Genomic DNA, 13,600 nt, shown 5'->3' with positions numbered 1-13,600 from the left:
ATAAGACAACTTATACCATTTGTCTTATATTGCAACCACTAGATAATTAAAAAAACATCAATTTTTTGAACAAAAAATGCAAAAAACTACATTTTTATTTGAAATACTATATTTTTCTAATAAATTCTTTTTTTAAAAATTAATAAATTAAAGTAAATAAGGGAGAAAATGCATAAAAACCTTCTTTTTTGGCAAAAATCGGATGATATTTTAAAGCTCACCACTTCTCTAAAACATAATGAAATATCTATTGTAACTACAGACACGATTTTGGGTTTTTTGGGACAAATATCACAAGAAGCTTTTGAAAAATTAAATGCTATTAAAGAGGAGCGAAATGATAAACCTTATTTGATATTAATAGCATCACCCTCTCAAATATTTAATTTTGTCGACAAAATAACTGTTAATAAACAGCTTTTAAATCTTATAAACAAATGCTGGCCTGGACCATTAACTATTATCTTCAAAGGAAAATCAGATCTTCCTTCTTTTTTAAAATCCAAAGCTAATACAATCGCTATCCGATGCCCCAAGCACGAAGGACTAAACCAAATATTACAAGAATTTGATGGATTATTTTCGACAAGCGCAAACAAATCAGGCAAACCCGCTCCAACAAAATTTGAAAAAATAGAACCACTAATAATCAATGAAATAAAATATTTGGTTGATGATTTAAATGTAACCAAACAAAATGATACTTTAAATTTACCTTCAACAATTATTGATTGCTCCGAAGGAAATTATGTTAAAGTCGTTAGAAAAGGAAGTTACACAATAAGCGAATTGGAAAAAATTTATGGAAACAAATTTGAAAACTATGAATAAAAAAAATCTAGATGCAGCGTGGAATTTAATAAAAAATTCAAAAAAAATAACTTTATTAACTCACTTTAAGCCTGATGGAGATGCTATCGGATCATGTGGAGCGCTAGAAACATTTCTAGAGAATTGCATCAGTGAAATAGGTGAAAAACAGATCGAAACCGTTTATCCAACACCTCCTGAAATAGAAACGCAATATGCTTCCAAAAATGTTTTTATAAATTCCTTTAAACAAATGCCAGATCTTCTCATAGCGCTTGATACATCAACCTATAGCAGATTATTTTTCCCTAAAGAATTTCTAAATATTCCATTTATTAATATCGACCACCACATTAGTAGCGATATAAAACCAACAATCAACTTTTTAGAACCACTGAGCAGTGCATGCGAACTCCTTTTTGATATTTTAGACAAATTTAACAGCGAAAAAATAGATAAAGTTGTTGCAACCAAACTTTTATTCGGCATTTTATCTGATAGCAAAATTTTCAAAACACAATCAACAACCACAAACACTTTACAAGTCGCAACTACTTTAATGGGAAAAGGTGCTGATTTATACAAACTTCAAGCAGAAATACTTGCAACTAAAACACCTGCAATGCTACAATTTTGGGGCGAGCTTCTAAATAAATTAAAAAGCACTTCCGACTCTAAAATCATTTGGTCAACAGTAAAAAAAGAAGATTTTAAAAAATATAATTTAACAAGCACAGCTTTGGTGGGATTTATAAATCTTGTAAGCGATATTTCAACAAGTGAGCTTGCTATCCTAATTTATGAAAACGAAGATAACATGGTGCAAGTCTCTTTTCGCTCCAAAAATATGGATGTGAACAAACTAGCTTCTAACTTTGGAGGTGGAGGACATAAAAACGCCGCCGGTTTAATCACTTCAAAAAAACTTGAATTAGTCGAAAAAGATATACTGAATTTTTTAAATGTAGATGCTTAGAAAGCATACTTTTTAAACGTTTTTTTGAAAATTCTCTTTTAAAATTTCAAAAGAGTGTTACATTTATTGGATAGAATATTTTATAAGTTTTTTAAATTGAAAAATAATGAACAAAAAGCTTTTATATCTTTTTACATTTCTAGTTTTATCAACACATGTTGCATTAATCGCAAAAGACGAGCCTTGCAATACAGTTACTGTACAAAAAAATCAATCAACAAATTCTAAACCGGATCAAGCAACCATAATTCCTAAACAAGAGCCAAAAACTATACCTACCCTCACAATCATGGATTTAACAATACCTAAAGCTATAGAAATGGGATATCAATACAGCAACAGCATTATGGAAAGCGAATGCGACATCAAATCTGCAAATTACATTGCAAAAAGTGCATTGAGCGGATACTTCCCTCAAATTACAGCTGAAACATCTGAACAATTTGTTGAACATAAAGAAGGATTAAAACCTGAAGTAAACTTAGGTGTAAGCCAACTACTTTACAGTTTTGGTGGACCTCTCGAACAATACAAAATTAATAAAAAAGATGTTTCTATCGCAAAATATCAAAAAGAAATTGCTACCGATCTTGTTCGAAATCAAGTCGAAACCTCATTCTTAAGATGCTGGGTAACAGAGAAAAAAATAGCATTTATCAAAGCATTAAATAAATCTGCAATAGAACAATTTGAAAAATCCCGAGAAGCTTACAAAGTAGGCCTTATCAGTAAAAATCAATTCATGCAGGCACAAGCAACATACGAAAAAAACATAGCTGATGTTAAATCTTATGAAGATCAACTGATATCAATTAGAAAAACATTTGAATATTACATCGGAACAGAAATTTATTCACAGCCAAATACAAATGTAAATCTTATGTGGGATAAAGATAACCCTCTTCCAAAACTCGAAAGTTTTAAAACCTATCAAACTAAAGCTTTAGAAAATAGAAAAGAATTAAAAGCAAAACAAAAAGAGATCGAAAAGGCAAAATTACAAAGTAAATATTACATAAATCAATATTTGCCATCCGTAAGCGTTTTAGGCAACCAAACATTCACAAAACAATCCGCGTTTTCTCCCGTTAACTATTTTGGAAACGCTGGAGTTAGTCTTAATTGGAATATCTTTGACGGTCTTGCAAATAAGCATTTACAATCTGCTGCAAAAGCTCAAAAGGCAAAAGCTATTTTAGAAAAAGATGATTTACATGATGATATTACTGAAGAAGTCCAAAAAGCATACTATCAACTCAATATTTTGTTAAAAGAATTAGAAGCTAAAAATGCAGAATTAGCTCAAGCAAAAAATCAATTTTTATTAAGGAATGAAGAATTTACAGTTGGATTAATTAGCAAAGTAGACTTTGAAGCTGCAAAAACCTCTTGGGAAAAAGCACAATTTGACTGGCTAGAACTCAGAGTAGCTGTAGAAATCAAATATATGGACTTAAACTTTGCATGTGGTTATCCAAAAAATTAATAATTTTTAAAGGGATCAAAAAATTATGTTCAAAAATAAAATCATTATTTTTAGTTTAGTTGCTACTATAGCTATCGCATCAAGTAGTTTCTTTTATTATAAAAAAACAACTAAAACAGAAATTTCACTTTATCAAACAGTAACTCCAAGCACCCGAGATATTCAGCAATTTGTTAACTCTTCCGGAACCCTAAAAGCAAAAGACCAGATCACCGTTGGATCGCTCGTAGCAGGAAGAGTTGTCAAAATTTATGCTTATGACAATGCCAATGTAAAAAAAGATCAGGTTTTGCTTGAAATTGATAATGGAAAAGGTTATAGCGATGTAAAACGAATCCAACATCTTTTGGGCGAAGCAAAAGCGCAACAAGCTTATCAAGAAGTGTTCTTCAAAAGAGAAAAAGCTCTTTATGATCTCGGCCAAATTGCCAAAAATACATTTGATGAGGTCACAACAAATTTAAATGTTGCAAGAGAAAAGGTAAAAGCCCTCGAAGCTCAACTTGAAATCGCACAACAAGAATATGATAACCTTTTCATTAAATCGCCGGGTGATGGGGTCGTAATTGCAAAAAAGATTGATTTAGGACAAATGATAACTTCCGTACTCCAAGCAACAGAACTTTATATTATCGCAAAAGATCTTACAAAAATGGAAATAAATGTCGACGTTGATGAAGCAGACGTTGGAATGTTAAAAGAAGGACAAAGCGCAAGATTTACGGTAGATGCTTTTCCTAAAACGCACTACTCTGGCATCGTAAACGAAGTCCGATATCTTTCAAAAATAGTAGAAAACGTTGTCACTTACGCTGCAATAATTGATGTAGCAAATCCAGATCTAAAACTTCGACCAAATATGACAGCTGATATTTATGTTGAAGTTGCAAATGAAAAAAATGCCCTTTGCGTTCCAAACAAAGCTTTAAGAATTAATGATGCATCTCTTGAAAAAATCGCACAGAAACTACAATATTCATTTACTAAATCTTCTTTTGAAAAGAAAAAAGGTCATGACGACTTTATCTGGGTAGTTGACGGTAAGGCTTTCAAACAAATTTTAGTTCGACTTGGAGCTACCGATGGAAAATATACACAAATCGTTACCGGACTAAATAAAGATTCTCAAGTGATTATTGATATAACAGAAGAAGCAAAAGAAGATAAATTCTTACAAGGTATGTTCAAAGGAAAAGGCGGAATCGGCTGATGGAAGTCATTCTAAAAGCTCAAAACTTAGTAAAAGTTTTTAAAATGGGCGAAATCGATATTACAATATTAAAAGGCGTTTCGCTTGAAGTTTTTAAAGAAGATTTTTTAGCGATTATTGGAACTTCTGGATCAGGTAAAACAACTTTAATGAATTTACTTGGTTGTTTAGATATTCCCACTTCTGGTGATTATTTTATCGATGGCAAAAACGTAGCACACCTTTCAAAAGATGAACTTGCACATATAAGAAATCAAAAAATTGGTTTTGTTTTCCAAAAATTTTATCTTCTTGCTGATTTGACAGCAACCGATAATGTTGCACTTCCTATAATTTACGCAGGAAAATCTGAAACAGAAGCCCGCAAAAAAGCTGTTGAATTATTGCAGAAAGTTGAACTTGGTGAACGATTACATCATTACCCCTACCAACTTTCTGGTGGGCAACAACAAAGAGTTGCTATAGCTCGAGCATTGGCAAACAATCCTGCAGTTATTTTAGCAGATGAACCAACAGGAAACCTTGATACCCAAACAAGTGAAAACATCATGACATTATTTAAAAAATTAAATACAGAAAACAAAACAACCATCATAATTGTCACACACGAACCTGATATTGCAAATCAAACTAAAAGAATTATTGATTTAAAAGATGGCCAAATAATTTCGGATAAAAGAATATGAATTTTTATTTACTTTTACAATCCGCACTGCGATCGCTTAGCAAACACAAAACTAGATCATTGCTTACAACTCTTGGAATAATTATAGGTATTATTTCTATCATCTCAGTCATGTCTATTGGTGAAGGTGCAAAATTCAGAGTAAACAAGGAGATTCAAGGGCTTGGAACAAACTTTATAATAATTTTATCAGGGGAACCTAAACATAGAGCAATGGGTCCGGGGATGAGCACTTCGCTAAAAGATAAAGATTTTAGAGCGATAATGGATGAATGTGAAGATATTTACCAAGCATCTCCTGCTATAATGCGCATTGCAAAAGTAGTAAGAGAAAATCAAAACTGGAAAACAACAATAGCCGGAGTTGATTCAAATTATTTAGATATTCGTCAGTGGCCGCTTGCTGAAGGCGACTTTTTTTCACCGCAAGATATGAGATCTGGTAACAAAGTAGCGGTTTTGGGCAAAACAGTGCGCAAAGAGCTTTTTGGAACAGAAGAAGTCTTGGGTAAAACAATTCGAATCAAAGGTTTACCATTCAAAGTAGTTGGAGTTTTGACAGAAAAAGGAAAAATGCCAAATGGAATGGATCAGGACGACGCTATTTTAGCCCCATTTTCTACAGTTCAACGTAAAATTGCTGGAATCCACGGCATGGGAGCAATTATAATTTCTGTAGCAACTAGTGATAAAATGGATAAAACGACACAACAAATTAGATCTGTTTTAAGACAAACAAGAAAACTGCAACCAGATGACGATGATGATTTCACATTATTTAGCCAAAACGATGTCGCTCAAGCTGCAGATGCTGCAACAAAAGTTTTAAACATGCTTCTTATGATCATTGCATCAATTTCTTTACTTGTTGGTGGAATAGGCATCATGAACATCATGCTTGTAACAGTTACAGAGCGCACAAAAGAGATTGGCATTCGAATGGCACTTGGTGCAACAACATACAAAATACTTACACAATTCATCCTCGAAGCTATAATTATCTGTTTGTTTGGAGGATTAATAGGTCTTGCATGTGGAATAGTTCTTTCCAAAGTTGTAGGCATCACACTTGGCTGGCCGGTAGTTATTTCCGCGAAACCGGTAATCTTATCACTTTCCTCATCAATTCTTGTAGGTTTGTTTTTTGGATATTATCCAGCCTACAAAGCTTCAAGATTAAACCCTGTTGAAGCACTGATCGAAAGATAAATCTTATCTGACCTTCAAAAGCAATAATGCCAAAATAGAAAGAATCAGAGAAATTATCCAGAATCTTATCGTTATTTTTGGCTCACTCCATCCTATCAATTCAAAATGATGGTGAATCGGAGCCATTTTAAACACCCTCTTTCCGCGCCATTTAAAAGAAGCTACTTGGATAATTACAGAAAGAGTTTCGATAACAAAAATCCCCCCTGCGACCAAAAGTAAAAATTCCTGCCGAACAACAATCGCCATAAAAGCAAGAGCTGCACCTAGTGAAAGTGAACCAACATCTCCCATAAAAATCTGCGCTGGATAAGTGTTGTACCACAAAAAACCAATTAAGGAACCTATAAGTGATGCGCCAATGATCGAAAGTTCTGAAGAATCGGCAAAAGGAATATACAAATAATTTGCAAACTGTTTGTGCCCAGCTAAATAACAAATAATCGAAAAAGCGGCGAAATTGGTTATTAGCGGACCAGTAGCAAGACCATCAAGCCCATCAGTCAAGTTTACAGCATTGCTTGTGCTCACGATGGTGAAAACAGCCCAAGGAATAATAAATAACCCCAAAGAAAACATCGCATTTTTGAAAAATGGCAAACAAAATTGCGTGTTTGGAGTTGAAAAGAAATACCAAATGCTTACAAATAAAACCGCAAATAAAATCTGCAGTTGAAACTTTGATTTTGCACTAATTCCCTTTTTACTATTAATTTTGGCCCAGTCGTCAACAAAACCAATCAATCCAAAACTTAAAAGACAAAGAAGGAATATCCAAACCGACAGTTTAGATAAATTGTTCCAAAATAAAATGTTTATGGTAGTTATCAGCAAGACAAGCAATCCACCCATAGTTGGTGTACTATTTTTTTTCTGGTGCTCTTGTGGTGTATATTCACGCACATTGGATCTAAAATTGCGTTGCGACGCTTTGATAAACCAATTACCCAAGATAAAAAATAAAATTAAAGAAGACAAAAGAGAGAATATTGCGCGCACACTAACATAATGAAAAAGGTTGAAAAATAGATAATCTTTTTTTAAAAATTCCGCTAAATGATAAATCATAAAACCTAAATCCCCAAAAATTGTTAAAAATAAAGAAACTTCAAACATCTCCACTATTTAAAGATACAAAAAAAGGATCTAACAAATATATCAAATTTGCAAAAAATAACAGTTTTATGCTGAAAAAATCCACTTTTTTATAGTTTTTTAAAATTGACCAGGGGGGCCTTTGACGAGAAAACCTATAAATGTAGGATGGATTAAAATGGCAGATTAAAACATGCCTTTTTACTTAGATCGATTAACGTTAAGGAGATCTAAGTTTTGATTCTCATATTATATAACAATCAAAACTATCCGTGGGGGATATTTATGAATAAAACAGTTAAACAATTATTATTATCTTTAACATTAACAGGTGGTTTACTTGTTAATATGAATGCTATTGGCGAACAAGATAAAGTAACAGCAACACAAAACAACACGATAATTCAACAAGCAGCAACAAATATGACGGGCGGTTATGATCAACACACAGGTACACTAAACGCTCAAGCCGAACTATTAAAAAGCAATATAGAAGCAGGAATATTTTCTCAAGAAACTCCAGAAGTTAAAACTTTCCTATTAATCTCAACACCAATTACTGGATTTCAACCAACTTTACAGAATGCTCAACAAATAGTTCGCGATGCTAAACAATCAACAGTAGTAGCTCCAAAAGAAACAGCTGTAGAACCAACAACTCAATCAGTAAAACCTTCAAGATTCGGCTTCAAATCTAAATTAGGTTTGGGCTTAGGATTAACAGCAGTAGCAGCAGCAGACGTTGCAGCATCAAAATATTTTAGAGGAACTTTGAAACCTCAATTTATTAAAGATGGCGCAATTTTAACTGGTACAAAATTTGGAAAATTTGTTGGTCACCAAATAGCACAAAATGGCGGAAGCTACGTTGCTCAAAAAGCAGTTAACTTCTACGCAGCACACCCATCTCTTGTAAAAAGAAGTGGAATAGCCGCTGCAGCCGGACTTGGATTATACGGTTCATATAAGCTTTACAGACATTTCAGACCAGCAACAGTCAAACCAGCAGAAGCTAAAAAAGAAGTCAAGGCTGAGTCTAAACCTGAAGTTAAGCCTACAGAAGGTTTGATAAAGAGATCTGCTCTTTTGGTTCCAAGAGAAATGAAAAAACATTATATAATTTCAACTTTAGCTTTGGGAACAGGTATAGCAGCTTTAGAACTTTACAGACCAACTAGACTTGCTATCAATGGTTTCGTTACAAGTACTCCAAGCTTAGCATCAGGTCTTGCAAAATCAGCTTGGGCACACGTTCCATCATTGAGAAAAACTCCAGTTAAAAAACATTTTTGGTCATTTGGTAAATAAAAATAAAATAATTCACAATAATTATTTTAAGAACCCAAGATAACCTCTTGGGTTCTTTTTTAAAAAAGCGCGAAAAGGTAGAAAAATATGAAAAAGTTTTTATTTTTAATTCTTATGTCATTAATGGTATTTTCAACAAACAACAATTTGTCCGCAAAGCCTTTAACAAAAACTCAAAAATGTTTAATTGCAAGCGGAACAGCAATTGCTTCAACCGTAGTAGGTATAATCATCTGTCGACAATTTAATGTAACTTCAAAAATAAACAGCATCGTAAGTGAATATTTAAAAAGAAGATTTTTAGAAGCACTAGGAACTCCAGAGGTACAAAAAGAGATTCGAAACAAAGTAATTGCAAGTATCAAAAATTTAATATTCAATTAACTTCATAAATTTAGTCTTCAAAAATAAAAAAACTTTCTTTGTTTTTTGTAAAAGCCATTTATTCCCAATCAATATCAATCCAATTACAATTAACAAAATTCCTTGAAAAAATGGCAAAAATAATCCCATAATTCCAACAATAATACAAAGCACGCCAACAACTTTTTTAACAATTTCATAAAATCTATTTTTATCAACTTCTATCTTTTTCATCACACAAACTCTCCTTATTTTGCCTAAAGTTAAAAAATGGTTAGTACATTTTAAATAATTTTTTTATTATGTATCAATTAACAAAAATTTGATTTTAGGAGAAATAAATGCCATCTAATGGTTCAAAACTTTTTTCACTTTGGTTTGTTATCGCGATAAGTATAAATGTAATTCTTGGTGCAGGAATTTTTGTAAACTCTACACCGTTAGCGCAGCTTGCAGGACCGCTTGGTTTTTTAAGCTACATTATAGTTGCTCTCATAGTCTTACCACTAGTTTTATCAATTGCCGAATTATCTAAAATTCACAAAGCAACAGAAGGTGGATTTTACACTTACAGTAAAGAGGGAATTGGGAGATGGGCGGGTAATATAAGCGCATTTGCATATTTCTTGGGTAAAATAGCATCTATATCAGTTTTATTTCGAACAATTTCAACATATTTTTATAATATCTTTCCAAGCTTTGAAGTTTTTCCAATCGTTTATACAAGGATAATTTTATTAATATTACTTGTTTTTCTAAACTTACTCGGCGTCAAAATCGGCGGCAAACTTCAAATTGGTTTTATTTTTCTCAAATTTGTTCCAATCACTTTAGTTATTCTCCTTGGAATTTTTTATTTCAATTTCTCGCACCTTACATTCCAAAATATTTCATTCTCATCTTTTGCCTCAAGCGTATCAATTGCCATTTACGCTTTAATGGGTTTTGAAGCGGCTTGCTTAATAGGTCATACAATCGACTCTGCAGAGAAGAATATTTCAAAAGCGGTCGTTTTTTCATTTTTAATAGTTGCAACAGTTTGCATGCTTTTCCAAAATTCAATTTTTGGAGTTTTGGGCACATCACTTGCACAATCGCAAGCACCGGTTGCTGACTTCTTTGCAAAAATTCCTTTTATTGAAAAAACCTTTGGAATAGTACTCCCCAAATTAATTAGTGGTTTTGTGATGTTATCGATCCTAGGTGCTGCTTATGGAATGATCTTTGTAAACAGCTGGAATATTTTTAGCATTGTTAAAGAATCTAAATTCAAATCAATTAAAAAATTAACTTCTATAAATAAACATGGTGCTCCATACCTTGCACTAATATTTCAAGGATTTTTGGTACTCTTCTTTTTAACAATCAATGTGAATGTTTTATTTATAGCGCGAATCGCAATTCTGGGAATTTTAACAAGTTACACATTCTCAGCCACATCACTCTTAATGATTTACAAAACAAGAGGAAAAGAAATTAAGCTTCCAAAATTTGTAGCAGTTTTAAGTTTATTTTCTTGCGCATACATTGGTATAAATTGCATAAAAGATTTGATATACACTTTTAAAAATTTTTTCTAGAATTTATAAATCAAAAACAAATTTCTTAAAAATATCTAAAAATTACTGGGAAGTCGTCTAGTGGCAGGACCTCGGACTCTGAATCCGATTACAGAGGTTCGAATCCTCTCTTCCCAGCCATACTTCGCTAAAGCTACGTATGGCAAGCCAGTAAACTTTTGATATTTTATATTTTACATAAGAAAATTTGAGCGAAGTATGCCCTTCGTAGCTCTGCAAGAGCGTAGTAGGGCTTTTATATTTGAGTAAGATTTATGTATTATGTTTATTTAATTCAATCAATAAAAGATTCTTCTAAAACTTATGTTGGATCTACCGCCAATCTAGTCCAGCGCATGAAAAAACATAACTCAGGAGCATCTATTTATACCTCAAATTTTAAACCTTGGAAATTAATTACATCCATTTGTTTTAACGAGAAATCCAAAGCTTTAGCCTTCGAAAAATATCTCAAGATAGGCTCAGGACATGCTTTTGCTAAAAAACATTTTTGGTAAAAGCAAATATTTCGCCAACTTGTACTAAGACGTTTTAACGAAGTAGTAGGCTTCTCGTCTTCGCCACAGCTATCAGTCTTCGCTCATTCGAGCTACGACCAGTTAAAACATTAGGCGCACCCCTATAAATATGCCGTTGAACTTTGATTTTGCCACGAGAGTTGAGTCTCGATGTTGCACATACATAAACCGATACCCAATATCCGCCGCCCCTGATTTGGTAATTTTCCAAGTAATCAGCGGTGTTATTTGCAAATTCAGATAATTTTTATCCAGACCTATGTCCCCTGAAAATTCAAACGTGAACCTCTTACAAAGAGAAGCCTCCATTCCGCCACCGATAATAGGCATAATCCATTTGTCAGTACGCCCCATAAACATAGACGGCTCTGATGGAAAAGATATTAGCTTCACTCGAGCAATAAAATAACGCCCTCCTAGGAAAGCTTTCCATGCAAAAGGTTTTTTATAGCTTACCCCGCCGGTAAAAGTGTTAGCCAAAAAAGTACCATAACTATCCATACCTATTATTTGTTCAGGATTTGAAGCAATATGGTCAATTACTTGGCTTGACGAGCGTAAATAAGTAAGGTCATCCAGTAAAAACCAATTTTCCCCATAAAGTTTTAATGCTCCACTAGCCCCCGGCTTTAAACTATTTATAATACTGCGCCCTTTAGTACGAATTGACTGTGATGATCCTTTAATAGAACTTCTAATGCTAGCCATCCACAAACGATCGCTTGTAGCTAGTCGTACCGCTTGAGATTTGAGTAAAGGATTTGATAGAAAAAAGAACATAATAAAAATACTGATTACCATTTTTTTTACTAACATCCAAATCCCTTTATTCTCTTGAATCTAAATAATTTATCAGCACAATTAAGCTATTAAATGAATAACATTTTTAGGAAACCCTGGTCAAATTAGTTCAGAATATCTAAAAAATTTATTTCTTAACCCAATTGTTGCTAACTTAATTAAAATTCTAATTTCATATTTTAATGAAAAAGGTAGAAATAAATGAAAATAACTTTTTTGGGTGCCGTAGAAAATGTAACTGGATCTAAATACCTTATTGAAGATGCAGATACAAAAATTTTGGTTGATTGTGGCCTATTTCAAGGTGGTAAAGAACTTAGAACTCATAATTGGGATAAATTCCCAATAGATGCAAGCAGCATTGATGCTGTTGTGTTAACTCACTCTCATATAGATCATACCGGTTATATACCTTTATTGGTTAAAAACGGATTTACAGGCAAAATATACTGTTCAAAAGCAACCTTTGCACTAAGCTCTATATTGTTAATTGATAGCGGAGCGCTGCAAGAAGAAGATGCCAAGAGTGCCAATAAATATGGATATTCTAGTCATGCTCCAGCATTACCTCTGTACACTAGAAATGATGCTGAAAATTCTTTAAAATTTTTTCAAATAATTGATTACGATAAAATTCTAAATATAAAATCTTTAAAAATTACATTAATTCAGTCAGGCCACATCCTTGGTTCATCATTTGTTACAATATCGGATGGAAAACAAAAATTAACATTTTCAGGAGATCTTGGACGTCCTAACGATCTTATTATGAAAGCTCCCCCACATTTAAAAGAAACAGATTTTTTAGTGCTCGAATCAACCTATGGCAACAAACTACATGAACAAAATGACCCTATTGAAGCTATAGGCGAAGTGGTAAATAAAACTGTAGCAAAAGGAGGAGTACTTATAATACCTGCTTTTGCCGTTGGTCGAACACAAGCGATACTTTATTGCCTCTATCAATTAAAACAAAAAAAAGCTATTCCCGATATTCCTATTTATTTAGACAGCCCCATGGCGATAAGCGTTACCGACTTGCTTTGCAAATTTAAAGATGAGCTTAAACTATCGACCAATTTATGTATGGATATATGTGGCATTGCTACTTATACTCGAAAAGTAGAAGAATCAAAACAAATTGATAGCGTTAAGGGTTCTGCAATAATTATCGCTGCAAGCGGTATGGCAAGCGGTGGACGAGTTTTGCATCATTTTAGACATTTTATTTCTGATTCTAAAAACACAATACTTTTTACAGGTTATCAAGGAGAAGGAACCGGTGGGCGCACCTTAGTTGATGGTACAAAAGAAATAAAAATACATGGAAAAATGTATCCTGTTAACGCGGAAATAAAAGCGATAGAGTCACTTTCAGCGCATGCTGATTACAATGAAATTTTGCAGTGGCTTGCATATTTTGAAAACGCTCCTAAAAAAGTTTTTATTACTCATGGCGAAATAGAAGCAGCAGAATCACTAAAAAAGAAAATTGAAGAACGCTTTGGTTGGTTTGTCGTTATTCCAAAATATTTAGAATCCTTTGAGTTAGATTAAAT

Annotated in this window: 14 protein-coding genes and 1 tRNA gene; 12 read left to right on the top strand and 3 right to left on the bottom strand. The window is 33.0% G+C overall.

Annotated elements, in window-relative coordinates; translation table 11 throughout:
* The first annotated feature begins 168 nt into the window (after positions 1 to 168).
* The 6 genes from DEA20_00470 (at position 169) to DEA20_00445 (ending at position 6,376) form a co-directional block, all read left to right on the top strand.
* A complete protein-coding gene (locus DEA20_00470; protein ID HBS47664.1) occupies positions 169 to 831 on the top strand; it encodes a hypothetical protein in 663 nt (220 codons plus the stop codon).
* Positions 803 to 1,786, top strand: a complete 984-nt coding sequence (locus DEA20_00465) for a hypothetical protein (GenBank protein HBS47663.1) — start codon at positions 803 to 805, stop codon at positions 1,784 to 1,786. Before DEA20_00470 ends, DEA20_00465 begins: the two co-directional genes overlap by 29 nt.
* Positions 1,787 to 1,892: 106 nt before the next feature.
* Positions 1,893 to 3,272, top strand: coding sequence for a hypothetical protein (locus DEA20_00460; protein ID HBS47662.1), 1,380 nt, complete (start codon positions 1,893 to 1,895; stop codon positions 3,270 to 3,272).
* A 25-nt stretch (positions 3,273 to 3,297) separates the two neighbouring features.
* Entirely contained in the window at positions 3,298 to 4,482 is a 1,185-nt protein-coding gene (locus DEA20_00455; GenBank protein ID HBS47661.1) for a hypothetical protein, read from the top strand.
* Positions 4,479 to 5,168 (top strand): macrolide ABC transporter ATP-binding protein, encoded by a 690-nt coding sequence (locus DEA20_00450; GenBank protein HBS47660.1) that lies wholly within the window; start codon positions 4,479 to 4,481, stop codon positions 5,166 to 5,168. Before DEA20_00455 ends, DEA20_00450 begins: the two co-directional genes overlap by 4 nt.
* Entirely contained in the window at positions 5,165 to 6,376 is a 1,212-nt protein-coding gene (locus DEA20_00445) for a multidrug ABC transporter substrate-binding protein (GenBank protein ID HBS47659.1), read from the top strand. Before DEA20_00450 ends, DEA20_00445 begins: the two co-directional genes overlap by 4 nt.
* Before the next feature lie 3 nt (positions 6,377 to 6,379).
* On the opposite strand, the gene DEA20_00440 is transcribed toward DEA20_00445, so the two are convergent.
* Positions 6,380 to 7,444: a phospho-N-acetylmuramoyl-pentapeptide-transferase gene (locus DEA20_00440; GenBank protein HBS47658.1), complete on the bottom strand. Its 1,065-nt coding sequence runs from the start codon at positions 7,442 to 7,444 to the stop codon at positions 6,380 to 6,382.
* A gap of 312 nt (positions 7,445 to 7,756) precedes the next feature.
* Here DEA20_00440 and DEA20_00435 point away from each other — a divergent pair, with 312 nt between their 5' ends.
* Together DEA20_00435 and DEA20_00430 are read left to right on the top strand one after the other, a co-directional pair.
* Positions 7,757 to 8,779 carry a hypothetical protein gene (locus DEA20_00435; GenBank protein HBS47657.1) on the top strand — a complete coding sequence of 341 codons (1,023 nt, stop codon included), beginning with the start codon at positions 7,757 to 7,759 and terminating at the stop codon, positions 8,777 to 8,779.
* Positions 8,780 to 8,866: 87 nt separating this feature from the next.
* Positions 8,867 to 9,163, top strand: a complete 297-nt coding sequence (locus tag DEA20_00430; GenBank protein ID HBS47656.1) for a hypothetical protein — start codon at positions 8,867 to 8,869, stop codon at positions 9,161 to 9,163.
* Here the strand turns inward: DEA20_00430 and DEA20_00425 are convergent.
* Positions 9,149 to 9,376, bottom strand: a complete 228-nt coding sequence (locus DEA20_00425; GenBank protein ID HBS47655.1) for a hypothetical protein — start codon at positions 9,374 to 9,376, stop codon at positions 9,149 to 9,151. The two genes, DEA20_00430 and DEA20_00425, sit on opposite strands and share 15 nt — an antisense overlap.
* A 107-nt stretch (positions 9,377 to 9,483) precedes the next feature.
* Between DEA20_00425 and DEA20_00420 the strand changes: the two genes are divergently transcribed.
* The 3 genes from DEA20_00420 (at position 9,484) to DEA20_00410 (ending at position 11,219) form a co-directional block, all read left to right on the top strand.
* Positions 9,484 to 10,722, top strand: coding sequence for a hypothetical protein (locus DEA20_00420; GenBank protein HBS47654.1), 1,239 nt, complete (start codon positions 9,484 to 9,486; stop codon positions 10,720 to 10,722).
* Between the two features lie 46 nt (positions 10,723 to 10,768).
* Positions 10,769 to 10,842: transfer RNA gene (locus tag DEA20_00415), tRNA-Gln, on the top strand.
* A 134-nt stretch (positions 10,843 to 10,976) separates the two neighbouring features.
* The gene (locus DEA20_00410; protein ID HBS47653.1) at positions 10,977 to 11,219 is read left to right on the top strand and encodes an excinuclease ABC subunit C; all 243 of its coding nucleotides are present in this window, start codon (positions 10,977 to 10,979) and stop codon (positions 11,217 to 11,219) included.
* Positions 11,220 to 11,321: 102 nt separating this feature from the next.
* On the opposite strand, the gene DEA20_00405 is transcribed toward DEA20_00410, so the two are convergent.
* Positions 11,322 to 12,056 carry a hypothetical protein gene (locus DEA20_00405; protein ID HBS47652.1) on the bottom strand — a complete coding sequence of 245 codons (735 nt, stop codon included), beginning with the start codon at positions 12,054 to 12,056 and terminating at the stop codon, positions 11,322 to 11,324.
* A gap of 186 nt (positions 12,057 to 12,242) precedes the next feature.
* Between DEA20_00405 and DEA20_00400 the strand changes: the two genes are divergently transcribed.
* Entirely contained in the window at positions 12,243 to 13,598 is a 1,356-nt protein-coding gene (locus tag DEA20_00400) for an MBL fold metallo-hydrolase (protein ID HBS47651.1), read from the top strand.
* The last annotated feature ends 2 nt before the right edge of the window (positions 13,599 to 13,600 follow it).

This window comes from Candidatus Dependentiae bacterium (assembly GCA_003511165.1).
GTDB lineage: Bacteria > Babelota > Babeliae > Babelales > UBA12411 > UBA12411.
The sequence above is the reverse complement of the archived record's forward strand: the minus strand, read 5'-3'. Positions and strand labels throughout refer to the sequence as shown.

Coding starts and splice junctions, on each gene's coding strand:
- DEA20_00470 (HBS47664.1), top strand. CDS start 169: ATGCATAAAAACCTTCTTTTTTGGCAAAAATCGGATGATATTTTAAAG.
- DEA20_00435 (HBS47657.1), top strand. CDS start 7,757: ATGAATAAAACAGTTAAACAATTATTATTATCTTTAACATTAACAGGT.
- DEA20_00465 (HBS47663.1), top strand. CDS start 803: ATGGAAACAAATTTGAAAACTATGAATAAAAAAAATCTAGATGCAGCG.
- DEA20_00430 (HBS47656.1), top strand. CDS start 8,867: ATGAAAAAGTTTTTATTTTTAATTCTTATGTCATTAATGGTATTTTCA.
- DEA20_00410 (HBS47653.1), top strand. CDS start 10,977: ATGTATTATGTTTATTTAATTCAATCAATAAAAGATTCTTCTAAAACT.
- DEA20_00455 (HBS47661.1), top strand. CDS start 3,298: ATGTTCAAAAATAAAATCATTATTTTTAGTTTAGTTGCTACTATAGCT.
- DEA20_00445 (HBS47659.1), top strand. CDS start 5,165: ATGAATTTTTATTTACTTTTACAATCCGCACTGCGATCGCTTAGCAAA.
- DEA20_00400 (HBS47651.1), top strand. CDS start 12,243: ATGAAAATAACTTTTTTGGGTGCCGTAGAAAATGTAACTGGATCTAAA.
- DEA20_00425 (HBS47655.1), bottom strand. CDS start 9,376: ATGAAAAAGATAGAAGTTGATAAAAATAGATTTTATGAAATTGTTAAA.
- DEA20_00460 (HBS47662.1), top strand. CDS start 1,893: ATGAACAAAAAGCTTTTATATCTTTTTACATTTCTAGTTTTATCAACA.
- DEA20_00420 (HBS47654.1), top strand. CDS start 9,484: ATGCCATCTAATGGTTCAAAACTTTTTTCACTTTGGTTTGTTATCGCG.
- DEA20_00440 (HBS47658.1), bottom strand. CDS start 7,444: ATGATTTATCATTTAGCGGAATTTTTAAAAAAAGATTATCTATTTTTC.
- DEA20_00405 (HBS47652.1), bottom strand. CDS start 12,056: ATGTTAGTAAAAAAAATGGTAATCAGTATTTTTATTATGTTCTTTTTT.